17 protein-coding genes are annotated in these 18,846 nt (G+C 71.7%); 5 read left to right on the top strand and 12 right to left on the bottom strand.

All coding sequences use genetic code 11. The features are described from left to right. Nucleotides 1-11: 11 nt before the first annotated feature. Complete coding sequence (locus tag ACIPSJ_RS29125) at nt 12-1,397, bottom strand: transcriptional regulator (protein ID WP_355708884.1); 1,386 nt, start codon at nt 1,395-1,397, stop codon at nt 12-14. A gap of 274 nt (nt 1,398-1,671) precedes the next feature. Between ACIPSJ_RS29125 and ACIPSJ_RS29120 the strand changes: the two genes are divergently transcribed. The 3 genes from ACIPSJ_RS29120 (at nt 1,672) to ACIPSJ_RS29110 (ending at nt 4,851) form a co-directional block, all read left to right on the top strand. Next, nucleotides 1,672-2,334 (top strand): bifunctional DNA primase/polymerase, encoded by a 663-nt coding sequence (locus ACIPSJ_RS29120; RefSeq protein WP_359207216.1) that lies wholly within the window; start codon nt 1,672-1,674, stop codon nt 2,332-2,334. Between the two features lie 157 nt (nt 2,335-2,491). Then, on the top strand, nt 2,492-3,265 hold the full coding sequence (locus ACIPSJ_RS29115; protein ID WP_359207219.1) for an ABC transporter ATP-binding protein: 774 nt from the start codon (nt 2,492-2,494) through the stop codon (nt 3,263-3,265). After that, a complete protein-coding gene (locus ACIPSJ_RS29110) occupies nt 3,262-4,851 on the top strand; it encodes a transporter (RefSeq protein WP_401350514.1) in 1,590 nt (529 codons plus the stop codon). The genes ACIPSJ_RS29115 and ACIPSJ_RS29110 overlap by 4 nt, the downstream gene beginning before the upstream one ends. 89 nt (nt 4,852-4,940) lie before the next feature. Here ACIPSJ_RS29110 and ACIPSJ_RS29105 read toward each other — a convergent pair whose 3' ends face one another. Beyond that, complete coding sequence (locus ACIPSJ_RS29105; RefSeq protein WP_359207225.1) at nt 4,941-5,801, bottom strand: alpha/beta hydrolase; 861 nt, start codon at nt 5,799-5,801, stop codon at nt 4,941-4,943. A gap of 539 nt (nt 5,802-6,340) precedes the next feature. Continuing rightward, on the bottom strand, nt 6,341-7,033 hold the full coding sequence (locus ACIPSJ_RS29100; protein WP_355708894.1) for a metal-dependent transcriptional regulator: 693 nt from the start codon (nt 7,031-7,033) through the stop codon (nt 6,341-6,343). Between the two features lie 232 nt (nt 7,034-7,265). On the opposite strand from ACIPSJ_RS29100, the gene ACIPSJ_RS29095 reads away from it, so the two are divergent. After that, nucleotides 7,266-8,021, top strand: a complete 756-nt coding sequence (locus tag ACIPSJ_RS29095; protein WP_401350512.1) for an SIS domain-containing protein — start codon at nt 7,266-7,268, stop codon at nt 8,019-8,021. Nucleotides 8,022-8,050: 29 nt separating this feature from the next. Here ACIPSJ_RS29095 and ACIPSJ_RS29090 read toward each other — a convergent pair whose 3' ends face one another. The 4 genes from ACIPSJ_RS29090 to pdxH all read right to left on the bottom strand — a co-directional run bounded on the left by ACIPSJ_RS29090 (nt 8,051) and on the right by pdxH (nt 11,479). Next, a complete protein-coding gene (locus ACIPSJ_RS29090; RefSeq protein ID WP_359207232.1) occupies nt 8,051-9,466 on the bottom strand; it encodes a PAS domain-containing protein in 1,416 nt (471 codons plus the stop codon). Nucleotides 9,467-9,605: 139 nt separating this feature from the next. Next, entirely contained in the window at nt 9,606-10,070 is a 465-nt protein-coding gene (locus ACIPSJ_RS29085) for a GNAT family N-acetyltransferase (RefSeq protein ID WP_401350510.1), read from the bottom strand. After that, nucleotides 10,057-10,458 carry a RidA family protein gene (locus tag ACIPSJ_RS29080; protein WP_365688489.1) on the bottom strand — a complete coding sequence of 134 codons (402 nt, stop codon included), beginning with the start codon at nt 10,456-10,458 and terminating at the stop codon, nt 10,057-10,059. Before ACIPSJ_RS29080 ends, ACIPSJ_RS29085 begins: the two co-directional genes overlap by 14 nt. Before the next feature lie 304 nt (nt 10,459-10,762). Further along, nucleotides 10,763-11,479 (bottom strand): pyridoxamine 5'-phosphate oxidase, encoded by a 717-nt coding sequence (gene pdxH, locus ACIPSJ_RS29075; protein ID WP_355708903.1) that lies wholly within the window; start codon nt 11,477-11,479, stop codon nt 10,763-10,765. 122 nt (nt 11,480-11,601) lie between these two features. Here pdxH and ACIPSJ_RS29070 point away from each other — a divergent pair, with 122 nt between their 5' ends. Continuing rightward, complete coding sequence (locus tag ACIPSJ_RS29070) at nt 11,602-12,702, top strand: citrate synthase 2 (protein ID WP_359207242.1); 1,101 nt, start codon at nt 11,602-11,604, stop codon at nt 12,700-12,702. 78 nt (nt 12,703-12,780) lie between these two features. Here ACIPSJ_RS29070 and ACIPSJ_RS29065 read toward each other — a convergent pair whose 3' ends face one another. From ACIPSJ_RS29065 to ACIPSJ_RS29045, 5 genes are all read right to left on the bottom strand, one after another. Beyond that, on the bottom strand, nt 12,781-13,383 hold the full coding sequence (locus ACIPSJ_RS29065; protein WP_401350508.1) for a TetR/AcrR family transcriptional regulator: 603 nt from the start codon (nt 13,381-13,383) through the stop codon (nt 12,781-12,783). After that, a complete protein-coding gene (locus ACIPSJ_RS29060; RefSeq protein WP_401350506.1) occupies nt 13,371-14,105 on the bottom strand; it encodes an enoyl-CoA hydratase family protein in 735 nt (244 codons plus the stop codon). The genes ACIPSJ_RS29065 and ACIPSJ_RS29060 overlap by 13 nt, the downstream gene beginning before the upstream one ends. Then, complete coding sequence (locus ACIPSJ_RS29055; protein WP_401350504.1) at nt 14,102-15,706, bottom strand: 4-coumarate--CoA ligase family protein; 1,605 nt, start codon at nt 15,704-15,706, stop codon at nt 14,102-14,104. The genes ACIPSJ_RS29060 and ACIPSJ_RS29055 overlap by 4 nt, the downstream gene beginning before the upstream one ends. Nucleotides 15,707-15,732: 26 nt before the next feature. Beyond that, on the bottom strand, nt 15,733-16,893 hold the full coding sequence (locus tag ACIPSJ_RS29050) for an acyl-CoA dehydrogenase family protein (RefSeq protein WP_401350502.1): 1,161 nt from the start codon (nt 16,891-16,893) through the stop codon (nt 15,733-15,735). Between the two features lie 82 nt (nt 16,894-16,975). Continuing rightward, the gene (locus tag ACIPSJ_RS29045; RefSeq protein WP_401350499.1) at nt 16,976-18,841 is read right to left on the bottom strand and encodes an acetyl/propionyl/methylcrotonyl-CoA carboxylase subunit alpha; all 1,866 of its coding nucleotides are present in this window, start codon (nt 18,839-18,841) and stop codon (nt 16,976-16,978) included. Nucleotides 18,842-18,846: the final 5 nt, after the last annotated feature.

The following is an 18,846-nucleotide window of genomic DNA, read 5'->3' as shown; positions in this document are numbered from 1 at the left end:
GGGGCATGAATTCACGCGGCCGCCTGCAGATCCAGCCGCGCCCCGAACTCCCTGACCACCGGTTCGTCCCGGAACGGCTCCAGGCGCTGCTGGAAGTCCTCCAGGTACTCGGCGCCCCGGTTGGAGCGGACCGTCTCCAGGAGCTCCACCGCCTTCGTCCCGGTGGCGCAGGCCTGTTCGATCTCGCGCTGCTGCACCTGGGCTGTGGCGAGAAGCACATAGCCGATCGCCCGGCGCCGCGCCCGCTTCTCCGGGTGCCCGTCCAGCGACTGCCGGGCGCACCGCGCGGCCGCCTCGGCCTGGCCCAGGTCCCGGTGGCAGTGCGCCAACTCGTCGGCCAGGTAGGCCTCGTCGAAGTGCGCGATCCACGCCGGGTCGTCCCCGGAGGACGGATCGGCCGCCTCCATCGCGGAGAGAGCCCGCCCGGACGCCAGCTGCGCCGACCGCGCGTCGCCCAGCAGGGCGTGGCCGCGGGCCTCGGCCGCGTAGAACATCGCCTCCGCGCGCGGGGTGACGCGACCCCGCGCCCCCTCCTGCGCCGCCCGCGCCAACTGGGCGATCTCCCGCGGGTTCCCGAGCTGCGCGGCCAGGTGGCTCATGGACGCGGCGAGCACATAGCCGCCGTAGCCGCGGTCCCCGGCCGCCTGCGCCAGCCGCAGCGACTGGATGTAGTACCGCTGGGCGAGTCCGGGCTGGCCGGTGTCGACGGCCATGTACCCGGCGAGCTCGGTGAGTCGGGCGACGGCGGCGAACAACTCCCGCCCCACGGCCTCCCGGTAGGAGCCGGCCAGCAGCCCGGAGACGACGCTGTTGAGGTAGTGCACGACGACCGGCCGCACATGCCCGCTGCCGAACTGGTGGTCCAGGTCGGTGAGCGCCTGCGTCATCGCCTTCACGGCCGCGACGTCCGACTGCCCGACCCGCGGCCCCGCCTGCCGCGCCACCTGCGCGTCCGGTGCCGAGATCAGCCAGTCCCGGCTGGGCTCCACCAGCGCGGACGCGGCGACCGAGGAACCGGACAGGAAGTCCCGGCGCCCCACGTCGCTGCGCCACAGCTCGCAGACCTGCTCGATGGCCCCCAGTACCGTCGGCGAGAACTGGAGACCGACACCGGACGCGAGGTTCTTGCCGTTGGCCATGCCGATCTCGTCGATCGTGACCGTACGGCCCAGCTTCCGCCCCAGCGCCTCGGCGATGATCGCGGGCGCCCGGCCCCGCGGCTGCTGGCCGCGCAACCAGCGCGCCACGGACGTCTTGTCGTACCGCAGGTCGAGACCGTGCTCGGCGCCGCACATGTTGACCCGGCGGGCCAGCCCGGCGTTCGAGCACCCCGCCTCCTGGATGAGCGCCTGCAACCGTTCGTTCGGCTGCCGCGCGACAAGCGGCCTTGCGGCCATGGCGTACCCCCTGCGAACTCCCTGTAGGGAAAAGATCCGGCCTTTGCGATCACTGCCCAGCGGACATACCGAAAATGCGGGACATGCGAGGATTGCCGGGTAAAGGCAGCGGAACTGCGGGGACGACCGCCGCCAACCCCCCACTTGTGACTACCCGCTCACGCCCCGGTTCCTCCTGCGCGCCCCCACACGTGCATCCATGCGCCCCAGTTGCGGAGAAGATGCTCCTCCCCCGCGCGCGTTACGGCCGTAACTCCAGGTGGGTGCGGGAGTTGTGTTGAGCGTGGAAGAGACGATCGCCGGAACCGAAGCCGCTCAGATTCCGAAGCAGCGCGGGGAATCGCTGCTGGAGACCGCCGTACGCTACGCCGAGGAGCGCCACTGGGACGTCTTCCCCGGCACGTGGCTGGAAGCGGTCGAGGGGGTGCAACGCTGTTCCTGCGGGGAGGTCGCGTGCGGCGCGCCCGGCGCGCACGCAGCGCGCCCGGACTGGGCGACGCAGGCCACCGGTAGTGCGACGGTCGCGCGCCGGATGTGGCAGAAGCAGCCGACGGCGTCGATCCTGCTGCCGACGGGGCGGACCTTCGACGCGCTGTCCGTCCCGGAGACGGCGGGGTTTCTCGCGCTCGCCCGGATGGAGCGGATGGAGCTGACGCTCGGGCCGGTGACGCTCACCCCGGACCGCCGGATGCAGTTCTTCGTGCTTCCCGGGGCCTCGGTGAAGGTCCCGGAGCTGGTACGGAAGCTGGGCTGGTCCCCGGCCTCGCTCGACCTCATGGCGCTGGGCGAGGGGGCGTACGTACCCGCGCCGCCGACGCGGTACGGGTCGCGGGGGGCCGTGCAGTGGGCCTGCCGGCCGACGGCCGCGAACCGGTGGCTGCCGGACGCGGAGGAGTTGATCTCGCCGTTGGCCTATGCGTGCGGGCGGGATCGGTAGCGCGCCTATTGGGTTGCCGGGTGCCTTTTCGTCGGCGGCCGCGGGTGCGTTGTGGCTGATCGCGCAGTTCCCCGCGCCCCTGACGGGGCGCTGTGGTCCCGTCAGCTACATGGCTGCGCCCGCCCCTGCGCCGCCCCTCCCACCGTAGGGTTCACTCATGACCGATGCCGTGCGTGTGCGTGGGCTCTGGAAGCGGTTCGGGCAGCAGGTCGCCGTAGCCGGGATCGATCTGTCGCTGCCTGCCGGGAAGTTCGTCGGGCTGGTCGGGCCGAACGGGGCCGGGAAGACGACCACTCTCTCCATGGTGACCGGGCTGCTGCGGCCGGATCAGGGGTCCGTCGAGGTGGTCGGGCACGACGTGTGGCGGGACCCGGTGGCGGTGAAGGCCCGGATCGGTGTGCTGCCCGAGGGGCTACGGCTCTTCGAGCGGCTTTCCGGACGCGAACTGCTCGGCTACTCCGGGCGGCTGCGCGGTCTCCCCGGTCCGGAGGTCGACAAGCGGGCCGCGCAGTTGCTGGACGTGCTCGATCTCGCCGGGGCGCAGCACAAACTCGTCGTCGACTACTCGACCGGCATGCGCAAGAAGATCGGGCTCGCCGCCGCTCTCCTCCACAATCCCGAAGTCCTCTTCCTGGACGAGCCGTTCGAGGGCGTGGACCCGGTGTCCGCGCAGACCATCCGGGGCGTGCTGGAGCGCTACACCGCCTCCGGCGCGACCGTCGTCTTCTCCTCCCACGTCATGGAACTCGTCGAGTCGCTGTGCGACTGGGTCGCGGTGCTGGCGGCCGGACGGATCCGCGCGACGGGGACGCTGGAGGAAGTACGCGGGGAACATCCCCACCTCCAGGCCGCCTTCCTGGAGCTGGTCGGGGCGAGCGGCCGGGACACGGCCTCCGACCTGGACTGGCTGGGCGGCGGGGCGGCCCGATGACGGACGTGACCTCCACCGTCGTACGGCTGAAGCTGTCGCTGTTGCGGAACGGGCTGCGGCAGTCCGGCGGCCGCCGTGCCGCGTTCATCGCGTCGGCCGTCGTCGCGCTGCTGTTCGCGGCGCTGCAGCTGCTGGGCCTGGTCCTGCTGCGCGGGCACGCGCACGCGGACGCGGTGGCCGTCCTGGCGACCGCCGTACTGGCCCTGGGGTGGGCGTTCATGCCGCTGTTCTTCCCGAGCGGCGACGAGACGCTGGACCCCACCCGCCTGGTGCTGCTCCCGCTGCGGCCGGTCCCGCTGGTCCGGGCCCTGCTGGCGGCCTCGCTGGTCGGCATCGGCCCGCTGTTCACGCTGGTGCTGCTGGCGGGCTGCGCGGTGTCCGTGGCGCACGGGGCGGCGGGGTACGGCGTCGCGGTCGTCGGCGTCGTCCTCGCGCTGCTGGTGTGCGTGGCCCTCGCCCGGTCCGTCGCGGCCGCGAACGTACGGCTGCTGACCAGCCGCAAGGGACGCGACCTGGCCGTGCTGAGCGGCCTGGTCATCGCGGTGGGCGCGCAGCTGGTCAACTTCGGGGCGCGGAGCCTCGGTTCGGCCGGGCTCGGGGAGCTAGCGCCGGTGGCCGACGTGGTGCGCTGGCTGCCGCCGGCCTCCGCGATCGGGGCGGTGCGCTCGGCGAGCGAGGGGGCGTACGGGCAGGCCGTCCTCCAACTCGCCCTGTCCGCGGCCGCGCTGGCGCTGCTCGTCGGCGCCTGGGCGCGGACCCTGACCCGGCTGATGACCGCCCCGGACGGCTCGACGCTCCAGGAACCCGGCTCCGCCGGGCGGGGCGCGTCGTCGGGCGGCGGCCCGGGGCGGCTGCTGCCCTCCGGGCGCACCGGCACGGTCATGGCGCGCAGCCTGCGTTATGTCTGGCGCGACCCCAAGACCAAGGCCGCGTGGGTGACCTCGCTGGCCATCGGCCTGATCGTCCCCGTCTTCAACGCCCTGCAGGGCACCGGCTCGATCTACTTCGCCTGCTTCGCCGCCGGCATGCTCGGCATCCAGATGTACAACCAGTTCGGGCAGGACACCTCCGCCTTCTGGATGGTGGCGATGACCATCTCGTCCCCGCGCGACGCCTACGTCGAACTGCGCGGGCGGGCGCTGGCCCTGCTGGTGATCACTCTGCCGTACGCGACCCTGGTGACCGTCCTGACCACGGCCATGCTGGGCGACTGGCCCCGGCTGCCCGAGGTCCTCGGCCTCTCCTTCGCCCTGCTCGGCGCCATGCTCGCCACCGGCGCCTGGACCTCGGCCCGCTTCCCCTACTCCATCCCCCAGGAAGGCCACCGCAACGTCGCCGCCGGCCAGACCGGCCTCGCCTGGATCGCCATCTTCGGCGGCATGGTGTCGGCGGCCCTCCTGTGCGCCCCCGTCATCGCCCTGACGATCGCCCTGAACGTCAGCGCGGGCGGCGAGAACTGGACCTGGGCGCTGCTGCCCGTGGGGGCGGCGTACGGGGCGACGATCACCTGGGCGGGGCTACGGGGCGCGGCACCGCGCACGGCGGCAAATCTCCCGGAAATCCTGACAGCTGTCAGCAAGGGATAGCCCCTTTAGGGGCGCGAGGAACTGCGCGACCAGCCACAACGCACCCGCACCCGCCGAAGTACCCACTCCCCCACCCCACTGGGCGCTCTTCACTCCCCCACCCGCTCAAGAAACGGCTCCACAGCCGCCCTCCAGGCCTCAGGCCGGTCGTACGGCAACAAGTGCCCGGCATCAGCCACCTCCGCGTACTCCCCCCTGGGCAGGACCCGCACCATCTCCTGCGCCTCCGCCCGCCCCAGCTCCCCGTCCACCCCGCGCACGACCAGCGCGGGGCACGGCACCTGGGCCAGCTCCTCCCAGTGCGCGTCGTACACCCAGGTCTCCCGGGACCTCAGCATCTGGTCGGGATCGAAGACCGGCCGCCAGCCGTCGCCGCACTCGTGCATGACCTCGGCATAGAACTCCCCGCGCGCGGGGTTCGGCCGCTCCACCCAGGGATCGTCCTCACCGAACCACTTGCGGACGTCGGCGAGCGTGGCGAAGGGCACGGGCCAGGACCTGAACCAGTCGGCCCACTCGCGCTGCGAGGCCGCGCCGAGCGCGGAGGCCCGCATATCGCAGATGATCACGCCCCGGACCAGTTCGGGGCGCTTCGCGGCGAGCTGCCAGGCGGTCAGCGCGCCCATGGCGTGGCCGATGAGCACGGCGGGGGCGAGGCCCAGCTGCTCGATCGCGGCCGTGGCGTCCTCGACATACGCCTCACGGGTGTACACGGCCTGTGGGGGCTTGTCGCTCTGGCCGTGGCCGCGCTGGTCGAGCGCGACGGCCCGGTGCCGCTCGGAGAGCCAGCGGGCGGTGGACGCCCAGTGCGAGGCGCGGCCCATCAGGCCGTGCAGTAACAGCACGCCGTGCGACGACCGCTCCGGGTCGTCCTTCTTGGGCGGGTCCGCGAACTCCCAGGCGGCGAGGTGTACGCCGCCGGCTCCTGTCACGTCGATGCGCCGTGCCATGGGCCTGGCACCCCCCTAGCTCCGCGTGCCTAGTGTCGCCTCGGATCGCTTCGGATCGCTTCGCGATGTCGCTTCGTGATGCTTCGCTACCACTGCAGACTATCGAATGCCTATTCGAAAATCGGGCTCCTACGGGCAACACCCCTCGTTCGAGTGACCCCTCCCCAGGCATGATCGGCGCCACCGAGGGGATCTGTTCTGCGGGGGGCGGACCGCTCGGGGAAAACGGTCCGAGGGGATGACCCTGAGAGCTCGGGGCTCCGGGTCAGCACTGGGGAGGACAGGCCCCGGCACCGCAAGGTGCCGGGGCCAAACCCAGGTCCATCTCCACGTCCGTCTCCACGCCTTCGGCACATCCTCCCCGCCCCCTCAGGTCATATGCCTCACGCGACAGCCTCGCACGCGAAACGGATGGGCGCTGCGATTCGACGCACTGAATCTCCGATTCGACGCGTTCGACACACCGGGGAGGAACGCCGAAAAGACCCGCCAACTCCCCCACGAACAACGGAAGTTGAACGGCGCTCCGGCTACGGCGCTCAGCGCTTGGCGACGAACACATGGGAGGCGATGTCCGCCTCCAGCTCGGCCGCCTCACCACCGCTGCCCACCAGCACCCCGCCGGCCGACTCCGTCACGCTCACCACCGAACCGGGCTGCACACCCGCCCGCCGCAGCGTGTACATCAGCTGCGCGTCGGTCTGGATGGGCTCCCCGATCCGGCGTACGACCACGGTCTTGCCGTCGGCGCCCGGGTCCAGGTCGGCCAGCGACACCATGCCCTCGTCGAGGAACGGGTCCGCGCCGTCCTTCTCGCCCAGCTCCTCCAGACCCGGGATCGGGTTGCCGTACGGCGACTCGGTCGGGTGCCGCAGCAGCTCAAGCACCCGCCGCTCCACCGCCTCGCTCATCACGTGCTCCCAGCGGCACGCCTCCGCGTGCACCTGCTCCCACTCCAGGCCGATCACATCGACCAGCAGGCACTCGGCGAGCCGGTGCTTGCGCATCACCCGCGTCGCCAGCCGGCGGCCCTCGTCGGTCAGCTCCAGATGGCGGTCGCTGGCGACGGACACCAGACCGTCCCGCTCCATCCGCGCCACCGTCTGGCTCACCGTCGGCCCACTCTGGTCGAGCCGCTCCGCGATGCGGGCGCGCATGGGGACCACGCCTTCCTCTTCGAGCTCGAGGATGGTGCGGAGATACATCTCCGTGGTGTCGATCAGTCCGGACATTCGTGCCCCTCGATTACCTCTGCCGGAAGCCCGGCCGCGTGCGCTGGCCCTGACACCAATTCTGCCGGATCCCACTGACAAGCGGGGGACACCGGCGGAACGGGAACCAGAACGGGCCCCGGACCGGCAGTTCGGCAACCCCGTGCGGCCGCCTGCGCACCGGCCGTATTGACACCGAGATGGTCCAGACCGGAGGGTGATCCGCGACACAGACGCTGCGAAGGGGCACCGCATGAGCGACGGCACGCCGGCCGACCTGTTCTTCGACGCCGCCATCGGCCTCCTGCAACGGGTCCGCGCCGAGGAGGCCGAGGCCATCGGCGCCGCCGCCACCCTGCTCGCCGACACCGTCACCGCCGGCGGCCGGCTGTTCGCGTTCGGCGCCGGGCACTCCTCCCTCGCCGCCCAGGACGTGGTCTACCGCGCGGGCGGCCTCGCCCTCATGAACCTGCTCGCCGTCCCCGGCGCCGTCGGCGTCGACGTCATGCCCGCCACGCTCGGCTCCCGCCTGGAACGCGTCGTAGGACTCGCCACCGCCGTCCTGGACACCTCGCCCCTGCGCGCCGGCGACGCCCTCGTGATCATCTCCCTGTCCGGCCGCAACGCCATGCCCGTCGAGATGGCCATCGGCGCCCGCGACCTCGGCGCCCGGGTCATCGGCGTGACCTCGGTGGCGTACGCCGAGCAGACCACCTCCCGGCACTCCTCCGGCACCTACCTCATGGACCACTGCGACGTCGTCCTCGACTCGAAGATCTCCGTCGGGGACGCCGAGCTGACCCTCGACACCATCCCGGCCCCCTTCGCCCCCGCCTCCACGGTCGTCACCAGCGCCCTGCTCCAGGCGGTCCTCGCCACCACCGCCGCCACCCTCGCCGACCGCGGCATCGAACCCCCGCTGCTGCGCTCCGGCAACGTCGACGGCGGCCACGAGTGGAACGCCCGCGTCTTCGCGGAGTACCGCGACCGGATCTTCTACCAGCCCTGACAGACCCGCCGGGCTCCTGGGAACCCTCGTCACCGCTCCCTCAGGAGCCCCGCCAGGTCCAGCGCCGTGGCGATCCGTACCGCCACGTCCTCGGCGTACGTCGCGTCCGGGCGCTCGAAACGGCTGCGGCCCGACCCGCGCAGGAACGTCACCACGCCCAGCGTCCGCCCCCGGCTGCGCAGCACCGCGCACAACGCGTGCACCGCGTCACCCGGCCACTGCCGGTCCAGCGCCCACGCCCGCGCCCGGTCCGGCGGCACCGAACCCGCGTCCGCCCGCACACTCCCGGCCCGCTCCACGCACTGCAGCGCCGGGTGCCCGTCCTCGTACCGCACCGGCAGCCCCGCCGCGCCCGTCAGCAGACTCGGCCCCGGCGTCCCCGCCGGCGTGGCCGCGATCCGCACCAGCCGCACCGGCCCCACGTCCCCGTCACCCCGCGCACCGCCCACCACCCGGTCCACCACCGCATGATCGGCGAACCCGGCCAGCGCGAAGTCCAGATGGACGGTGGCCGCCTCCGCGGGGTCCTCGCACTCGGCGGCCGCGCGCGCAGCACGGTGCAGCTGGTTGGCACGGAAGCGCAGCATCGCCGCCTCCTGCTCGCTCTGCTTGGCCTCCGTGACGTCCTGGAACAGCCAGCCGACCCCGAGCGGCACCGGCTCCTCCGCGAGCGGCGACGCCAGCCGCAGGAACCCGGACCGCCAGCAGCGCCGCTGCTCGCCCTCCGCCGTCCGCACACTCACCCACATCTCCGCCGGCGCGGGCGGCGCGCCCTCGGCCAGCACATGCGTGAGCGCGCTCTCCAGATCCTCCACACCCAGCGCGAGCAACTCGCCCAGCGGCCGCCCCAGCGCCGACGTACGCCCGATCCCGAGCGCCCGCGCCGCATGGGCGTTCACCACGGCCGGCCGCAGATCGGCGTCCACCAGGACGACACCCCACGCCGCGTCCTCGAACAACGCCTCGCTCAGCGCGATCGACCGCTCCAGGTCTATCTGCGCGTGCACCTCGCTGAACGCGCAGTACACACCCGCCGGCTTCCCGTCCGGACCACGCACCGCCGCCGACTGCGTCCGTACGAGGACCCGCCCGCCGTCCTTCGTGAGCAGCGCGAACTCGTGCACCTGACGACCCGGGGCATGCATGGCCGACAGCAGCCGGCCCTCCACCTCGTCGGCGTCCGCCGCGCGCACCGCCCACCCGGCGAACCCGTGCCGGCCCACCGCCTCGGCCGCCGTCCAGCCCAGGATCCGCTCGGCCTCACGGTTCCAATGGGTGACGACACCGTCCGCGTCGAAGGCGCACAGGGCCGCGTCCATGCCGTCGAGCAGCGCGGCGAGCAGGTCGGAGCCACCCGAGTCGTCCGGGGCGTCCCGCTCCGGTTCCGGCTCGGGCTCGCCGGGCCCCAGCTCGTCCGTGGTCCCACTACGCCGGGAAGCACTCACCTGGACCCCCATCAGGCTGCGTCCGCACGCACGGCGCGTCGGTTCACTCACTGCCCTTCATTCAACTCGAACGTGACGCAGCCCACACTGTGTTCCCGCAAGATTGAAGGAATCGTTGCAAGCCGCACCCCGCCGACGCTCACAGCACGAGCCGCAGATCCACCCACTCGTCGCTCTCCCCGTCGAGCACATACCGCTCCACCTCGGCGAACCCGTACCGCCGCGCGAACCGCAGCCCGTCCTCGTTGACCCCCAGCACACACGTCTCGACGGCCTCGACCCCCGGCACGCACGCGTACCCGACCACATGCTCGTACAAGGCCGTACCGAACCCACGCCCCCGATACCCCGGCAGCACCCGCACGATCACCGTCACCACCCCGTCGACCACCGGCCGCACCGTGGCACACCCCACCAGCACGTCCCCGTCGTACGCGTTCTCCAGCCGATACCCCCGCGCCAGCCGCTCCCGAGCCTCCTCGAAGGTCATCGCCGCAGGCGGCACGACGACGTTGTGCACATACCGCCACTGCTCCAGCGCCCCGCCCCCGTCGCCGCCCCCGTCGCCGCCCACGAGGACCACCCGGAAATCACTCACGCCCATCCCCTCCCGACCGCCGCGCGTACACCTCGATCTCGATCTTCATCCGGGGATCGGCCAGCCCGCACACCATCATCGTCGCCGCCGGCCGCACATCCCCGAACACCCGCCGCAGCACCGGCCAGCACGGCTCGAAGTCCTCCCGCACCGGCAGCAGGTACCGCACCCGCACCACATCCCTGAACCCGCACCTCGCCTCCGCCAGCGCCGCCCCGATGTTCCGCAGACACTGCTCCGCCTGCTCCACCACATCCTCGGAAATCGTCATCTCCGCATAGTCGAACCCCGTCGTCCCCGACACATGCACCCACTCCCCGTCCACCACCGCCCGCGCATACCCGATCTCCTCCTCGAACACCGACCCACTGAGAATCACCTGCCGTTTTGTCATGCGCCGAACGCTAACGAAAAAAGAGTTGAGACTGTCCCGGCGGCTTCTTAGTGTGTGGGGCACACGAGAAGGGAGGTGGTTCGGCAGATGTATGAATACCGGACGCGTGAGGTGGCTGCGGGCTAGCGGCCCGTCACCACACCGAGTGCGGTGCCGGACCAGCACGTGACAGACGCGTGCAGCCGGCCCAATCCCAAGCAGTCACCCGACCCGCGAGCTCGCCGGTGCGTCCGGCCGGCTTCTCCGTCGTAAGGCGGAGGGACCTGAGCTCGCGGGTCGTCTGCGTCTGTGGGGAGCGTGGGGCTCAGGGGCTGAGGCGTTCCACGTGCCAGGTTCCGTCGGGGTCGGCGACGTAGCGGAGGCGGTCGTGGAGGCGGTTCTGGCGGCCCTGCCAGAACTCGACGGTCTGGGGGGCGATGCGGAAGCCGCCCCAGTGCGGAGGGACCGGGACCTGTTCGCCCTCGGGGTAGCGGGCGGTCAGCTCGGCGTAGGAGGCGTCGAGTTCGGCGCGGGAGTAGATGACCGAGGACTGGGTGCTGGCCCAGGCGCCGAGCTGGGAGCCGTGCGGGCGGGTGCGGAAGTAGGCGGCGGTCTCGTCGCGGCCGGTACGGCGGGCGGTGCCGGTGACGACGACCTGGCGGGCGATGGCGTGCCACGGGAAGAGCAGCGAGACGTACGGGTTCGCGGCGAGGTCCTGGGCCTTGCGGGAGTCGTAGTTGGTGTAGAAGACGAAGCCCTGGGTGTCGTACTGCTTCATCAGGACCGTGCGGGAGCTGGGGCGGCCCTCGGCGTCGGCGGTGGAGACGACCATCGCGTTGGGTTCGTAGATCATGCCGTCGGCGGCGGCCCGTGCGGCCTGGTGGAACCAGTGGGTGAACTGGTCCATGGGGTGAGCTGCCAGGTCGTGCTCTTCGAAGCCCTCGGCCCGGTAGTGCTTGCGCATCGCGGCGGGGTCGAGGACGGGGTCGTCGGAGGCGGCGGCGTCGCGGTCGGTCACGCGGTCATCTTGCCGTATGCACATATGGGTCCGGGGTACATGTGACGCAGACCTGTGGTGGCACTGAGTGCCGCTGGGCTCCCCAACTCTGGCACTCGGGGTTATGGTGCAGTTGCCTCCGCCTACACCTCATGAGGAGCCGCCCCATGTCCGACTTCGTACCCGGGCTCGAAGGAGTCATCGCGTTCGAGACGGAGATCGCCGAACCGGACAAGGAGGGGGGCGCCCTGCGGTACCGGGGCGTCGACATCGAGGATCTGGTCGGGCACGTGTCGTTCGGGAACGTGTGGGGGCTGCTCGTCGACGGGGCCTTCAATCCCGGTCTGCCGCCGGCCGAGCCGTTCCCGATCCCCGTCCATTCGGGTGACATCCGCGTCGATGTGCAGTCGGCGCTCGCCATGCTCGCCCCCGTGTGGGGGCTGAAGCCGCTGCTCGACATCGACGCGGCGCAGGCCCGGGAGGACCTGGCGCGGGCCGCCGTCATGGCGTTGTCGTACGTCGCCCAGTCCGCGCGCGGGCAGGGGCTGGCGATGGTGCCGCAGCGGGAGATCGACAAGGCGCACTCGGTGGTGGAGCGGTTCATGATCCGGTGGCGGGGTGAGCCGGATCCGAAGCATGTGGCCGCCGTGGACGCGTACTGGACGTCCGCCGCCGAGCACGGCATGAACGCGTCCACGTTCACCGCGCGTGTCATCGCCTCCACCGGTGCGGATGTCGCCGCCGCGCTGTCCGGTGCCGTGGGTGCGATGTCGGGGCCGCTGCACGGTGGTGCGCCCTCCCGGGTGCTCGGGATGATCGAGGAGATCGAGCGGACCGGGGACGCGGCCGGGTATGTCAGGAAGGCGCTGGACCGGGGTGAGCGGCTGATGGGGTTCGGGCACCGGGTGTACCGGGCCGAGGATCCGCGGGCGCGGGTGCTGCGGCGGACGGCGCGGGAGCTGGGGGCGCCGCGGTTCGAGATCGCGGAGGCGTTGGAGAAGGCGGCGCTGGAGGAGTTGCACAATCGGCGGCCGGATCGGGTGCTGGCCACGAATGTGGAGTTCTGGGCGGCGATCATGCTGGACTTCGCGGAGGTGCCGGCGCACATGTTCACGTCGATGTTCACGTGTGCGAGGACGGCTGGGTGGTCGGCGCACATTCTTGAGCAGAAGCGGACGGGGCGGTTGGTGCGGCCGTCGGCGCGGTATGTGGGGCCTGGGGTGCGGAAGCCTCAGGACATCGAGGGGTTTGTGGATATCGCCCACTGAGTTGCCTGTGCGGGTGTGTGGGCGGGTGCGGGTGGGTGGGAGCTGGTCGCGCAGTTCCCCGCGCCCCTGAGGGGCGCTTCAGCCGAGGATCTCGTCCAGCAGTGCCGCCCATTGCGCCACGACCCGCTCCCGTCTCGCCCTGTCGTCCGTGAGCAGGTTGGCCAGGCCCAGGCCTCTGGCCATGTCCAGGAGGCCCTGGACGGTTTCGCGGGTGCCGGGGCGGGATTCGTCGGCGCCCAGGAGGTCGACGGCGATGCGGTGGGTTTCGCGGCCGACGCGGGCTTCGAGTTCGGTGACGCGCGAGCGGAGCTGGTCTTCGTCGGAGGCGGCCACCCAGAGGTGGAGGGCGGCGCGGAAGAGGGGGCCGGTGAAGAGGTCGACGAGGGCGGAGACGACGGCTCCGCGGTCGCCGGTGGTGCCTTGGGGGAAGAGGGCCCGGATGGCGGTGGAGCGTTCTTCGGCGACGTATTCGACGGCTGCTGTGAAGAGGTCCTCGCGGGTCGGGAAGTGGTGCTGGGCGGCGCCGCGGGAGACGCCGGCGCGTTCGGCGACGACGGCGACCGTGGAGCCTGCCCAGCCGTGTTCGGCGAGGCAGGCCACGGCGGCTTCCAGGAGCCGTTGCCGGGTGGCCCGGCTGCGGTCCTGCTTCGGGGCACGTTCCGTCGTGCTCACACCACCCACGCCGCATCCCGTCGTTCGAGGAAGGCCGTCATCCCCTCGCGGGCCTGGTCGGAGGAGAACAGCCGGGCCGAGAGGGCGGTGAGGTGGGCCGCGTCCCGGTCGAATGTCTCCAGCACCCTAGCCGTGAGCAGCTGTTTCGTCTCGGCCAGGGCCTGGGGGGCGGAGCGGCGGAGGCCGTCGAGGATGGGGGCGAGGGCGGTGTCGACGTCGTCCGCGGTGGTGGTGAGCAGGCCCAACCGGACGGCTTCCGCCGACTCGAAGCGTTCGCCGGTGAGGTAGTGGCGGGCGAGGGCGCGGGGGTCGGTGCGGGGGAGGAGGGGCAGCGAGATGACCGCGGGGGCGACGCCGATTCTGACCTCTGTGAAGGCGAAGGTGGAGTCGGTGGAGGCCGCGGCGATGTCGCAGGCGGCGAGCAGGCCGAGGCCGCCCGCGCGGACGTGGCCGGTGACGCGGGCGAGGACCGGTTTGGGCAGTTCGACGATCTGGCGGAGGAGTTCGACGAGGGCGTCGGGGTGGGGCGGGTCGCGCAGGTCGGCTCCGGCGCAGAACGTGGTGCCGGTGTGGGTGAGGACGATCGCGCGGACGTGGGGGTCCTTGGCGCAGTCGGTGAGGGCCTCGGCGAGTTCGGTGACGAGGGCGGCGGACAGGGCGTTGCGGGTGGTGGTGGAGTCGAGGCTGAGGGTGGTGACGGCACGCGTGTGTGTCTGTCCGATCGACGTCATGGGCCCTCCTCGGGTTGCCCGGCCTTGGCGAGGGCGCGTAGTTCGCGGCGGAGTATCTTCCCGGAGGCCGCGCGGGGCACCCCGGCGATGAAGCTGACCTTGCGGACGCGCTTGTAGGGCGCGACGCGTTCGGCGACGTAGAGCATGGTCTCGTTCTCGGTGAGTTCGGGGGTGTCGTCGGTGGTGGGCCGGCGGACGACGAAGGCGTGCGGGATCTCGTTGCCGTCCTCGTTGTAGGCGCCGATGACGGCGGCGTCGGCGATGCCGGGGTGGGTGAGCAGGAGGGCCTCGAGTTCGGCGGGGGCCACCTGGAAGCCCTTGTACTTGATGAGTTCCTTGACGCGGTCGACGACGTAGAGCCAGCCGTCGGCGTCGACGTGGCCGACGTCGCCGGTGTGCAGCCAGCCGTCGGGGTCGATCATGTCGGCGGTGGCCTCGGGTTTGCCGAGGTAGCCCTTCATGACCTGGGGGCCGCGGATGGCGATCTCGCCGGGTTCGCCGATGCCGACGTCCTTGTGCGGGTCGTCGAGCGACACGATCCGCATCTCGGTGCCGGCGATGAGCTTGCCGACGGTGCCGGGCGGTGCGGTGCCGAGGGCGTCGAGGGGGACGATGTGGGTGCCGGGGGAGAGTTCGGTCATGCCGTAGCCCTGGGCGACGGGCGGCAGGCCCAGGCGCTGTCCGCCGGCCGTGGCGAGCTGGGCGTCCAGGGGGGCGGCGGCGCTCATGACGTACTTGAGGGAGGACAGGTCGTACTGCTCGACGAGCGGGTGCTTGGCGAGGGCGAGGACGATCGGCGGGGCGACCCACAGGCCGGTGATGCGGTGGGTCTGGATGGCCTTGAGGAAGGTCTCCAGCTCGAAGCGGGGCAGGACGACGACGGTGGCGCCCTTGCGCAGGGGCGCGTTCATCAGCGCGGTGAGGCCGTAGATGTGGAAGAACGGCAGGACGGCGAGGATGCGGTCGCCGGGGCCGGAGGGGACGCAGACGTCCAGCTGGGCGAGGTTGGTGGCGATCTGCCGGTGGGTGAGCATCACGCCCTTGGGGACGCCGGTGGTGCCGGAGGAGTACGGCAGTGCGGCGACGTCCTCGACGGGGTCGATGTCGACCTGCGGTTCGGGGGCGTCACCGGCGAGCATGTCGATGAGTGAGCGGTGTCCGGGTGCGCTGTCGCAGACGAAGATCTCCGCTATGCCGCCGGCGAGTTCGGCGGCCCGGCGGGCGGACTCCAGGAGGGGTGAGACGGTGATGATCCAGCGGGCCGCGGAGTCCTTCAGCTGTTTGGCGAACTCCTCGGGCGTGGCGAGCGGGTGCACGGTGGTGACGGAGGCCCCCGCGCGCGTGGCCGCGTAGAACGCCGTCGGGAAGGCGACCGTGTTCGGGCTGTGCAGGGCGAGGACGTCGCCCTTGCGGATGCCCGCGTCGGCGAGCGCGGCCGCGATCCGCCGGTGGAACCGGTCCAGTTGCGCGTAGGTGAGGGTGGTGCCGTCGGTGCCGTCGATGAGGGCGGGCGTGTCGCCGAACTCGGCGGCCCGGCCCAGTACGGCCTCGTGGATGGGGAGTTCTACGGGCGGAACGTCTGCGTACTCGCTGCGGAACACGGTTCCTCCAAGGCGGGCGCGGCTGCCTAGTACGACTTGGGCAGGCCCAGGGTCTGGTGGGAGACGTAGTTGAGAATCATCTCCCTGCTCACCGGAGCAATACGAGCCACGCGCGCGGCCGTTATCAACGAGGCGAGGCCGAATTCCCGGGTGAGGCCGTTGCCGCCGAGGGTGTGCACGGCCTGGTCGACGGCCCTGACGCACGCCTCCCCCGCCGCGTACTTGGCCATGTTGGCGGCCTCACCTGCGCCGATGTCGTCTCCGGCGTCGTACAGGTGTGCTGCCTTCTGCATCATCAGGCGGGCGAGTTCGAGGTCGATGTGTGCCTGGGCGAGGGGGTGGGCGATGGCCTGGTGGGCGCCGATGGGGGTCTTCCAGACGGTGCGGTCGCGGGCGTACTCGATCGCTTTGGACAGGGCGTAGCGGCCCATGCCGATCGCGAACGCGGCCGTCATGATGCGTTCCGGGTTGAGTCCGGCGAACAGTTGCAGCAGGCCGGCGTCCTCGTCGCCGACGAGGGCGTCCGCGGGGAGCCGTACGTCGTCGAGGACCAGTTCGAACTGCTTCTCGGCGGCGTTGAGTTCCATGTCGATCGGGTGCTTCTGGAAGCCCTCCGCGTCCGTGGGGACGATGAACAGGCAGGGCTTGAGGCGTCCGGTGCGGGCGTCCTCGGTGCGGCCGACGATCAGGACGGCGTCGGCCATGTCGACGCCGGAGATGAAGACCTTGCGGCCGGTGAGCAGCCAGTCGGCGCCGTCCTTGCGGGCCGTGGTGGTGATGCGGTGGGAGTTGGAGCCGGCGTCGGGTTCGGTGATGCCGAAGGCCATGAGGAGGGAGCCGTCGGCGAGGCCGGGGAGCCAGGTGCGTTTCTGGTCCTCGGTGCCGAACCGGGAGATCACGGTGCCGCAGATGGCGGGTGAGACGACGAGCATGAGGAGCGGGGAGCCTGCGGCGCCGAGTTCTTCGAGGACGATGGAGAGTTCGGTGATGCCGCCGCCTCCGCCGCCGTGTTCCTCCGGGAGGTTGACGCCGAGGTAGCCGAGCTTGCCCGCCTCTTGCCAGAGTTCGGTCGGGGGGCGGCCCTCGGCGATGGTGCGGGTGATGTATTCGCGGCCGTATTTGGCGCCGAGGGTGGCTACCGCTGCGCGGAGTGCCTTGTGTTCGTCGGCTTCGATTTGGGGGGACATGGTGGCTCCCTTGGGTGCGGGTTGTGTGTGGTTGCTCGCGCTCGCGCGGCGGTAGCCGCAAATTCGATGCAGCCCCGCGCCCCTAAAGGGGCGCTTGTACTACCGCCAATAGAGAGCCGGGCTCCACCTGTTGTCCTACGGCCACTCGCAGCTCGGTCAGTGTTCCCGTCGTCGGTGCCGTGATCCGGTGCTGCATCTTCATCGCCTCCAGCCAGAGGAGGGGCTGGCCGGCTTCCACTTCCGACCCCACCTCCAGGCCTTCCGCCACCCGTACGACCGTTCCCGGCATCGGTGCCAGCAAGGACCCCGGTGCCAGCTGAGCCTTGGCATCGGGGAAGCGGGGCAGGGCGGTGAGGGTGTGGTTGTTGACGTGGATCCGGTCGTCGCCGTAGCGCGCCACCTCGAACTTGCGGTGGACGCCGTCGATGTCGAGTACGACCAGACGCGCGCCGGCATGCACGACGCGTACGCCGTCCGCCGTGAGGCCTTCGCGGGTGTGGCGGTAGCGGACCTCGTGTTCCTCGCCGGCCATCAGGTAGCGCTTGGTCTGGGGCTGGGAGGGGAGGTTGCGCCAGCCGCCGAAGCGGGAGCGGCCGTGGGCGTCGGCGAGGGCGGCGGCGAGGGGGGCGTGCGGGTCGGGGGCGGGTGCCGTCAGCTCGGTGAGGTGGCGGTCGTAGAAGCCGGTGTCCATGCGGGCCGCGGTGAACTCCTCGTGGCGCAGGGAGCCGACGAGGAGATCGCGGTTGGTGGTGGGGCCGTGCAGAGTGGTGTTCTCAAGGGCGTGCGCCAGCTTGCGCAGCGCTTCGGCGCGGGTGGGGGCGTGCGCGACGACTTTGGCGAGCATCGCGTCGTAGTGGACGCCGATCTCGTCGCCGTCGGTGTAGCCGGTGTCGAGGCGGACGCTGTCCGGTACGGCGAGGCGGTGCAGGGTGCCGGTCTGGGGGGCCCAGTCGCGGGCGGGGTCCTCGGCGTAGAGGCGGGCCTCGATGGCGTGGCCGCGGGCGGGGGGCGGGTCGAGGGGGAGGGGGTGGCCTTCGGCGACGCGGATCTGTTCCGCGACCAGGTCGACGCCGGACACGGCCTCGGTGACGGGGTGTTCCACCTGGAGGCGGGTGTTCATCTCCAGGAAGTGGGCCCGGCCGTCGGCGACGAGGAACTCGACGGTGCCCGCGCCGACGTACGCGACGGAGCGCGCGGCGCGCACGGCCAGCGCGTACAGCTCCTTCACCAGGCCTTCGGGGAGTGCGGGCGCGGGTGCTTCCTCGATCACCTTCTGGTGCCTGCGCTGGAGTGAGCAGTCGCGGGTGCCGAGCGGCCAGACGGTGCCGTGGGTGTCGGCGAGGATCTGCACCTCGACGTGGCGGCCGCGTTCGAGGTAGGGCTCGACGAAGACCTCGCCGTCGCCGAAGGCGCTGGTGGCCTCGGCGCGCGCGCCCTCCAGGGCGGCGCTCAGCTCGTCGAGACGGCGCACGACGCGCATGCCGCGCCCGCCGCCGCCGGCGGCCGCCTTCACCAGGACCGGCAGGTCGGACTCGGTGACGTCGCCGAGGGGTGCGATGCCCATCAGTTCCTTGGCGCGCGTCTTGGACGCCATCGCCTCGATCGCTTCCGGGGGCGGTCCGATCCAGACCAGGCCGGCGTCGAGGACGGCGCGGGCGAAGTCGGCGTTCTCGGAGAGGAAGCCGTATCCGGGGTGCACGGCGTCCGCGCCGGCGCTCACGGCGGCCTTCACCACCAGGTCGGCGCGCAGGTAGGTGTCGGCGGGTGTGGCGCCGGGCAGCCGTACGGCGGTGTCGGCCACGCGGGCGTGGCGGGCGTTCGCGTCGGCGTCGGAGTGCACGGCGACGGTCCTGATGCCGAGGTCGGCGCAGGTGCGGAAGACGCGGCAGGCGATCTCGCCGCGGTTGGCGACGAGCAGGGTCGAAATCGACGTGGTCGACGTGGTCACGTGGT

The organism is Streptomyces sp. NPDC090088 (assembly GCF_044747345.1).
Taxonomy (GTDB): Bacteria; Actinomycetota; Actinomycetes; order Streptomycetales; family Streptomycetaceae; genus Streptomyces.
This window is presented reverse-complemented; position numbering and strand designations above follow the sequence as displayed.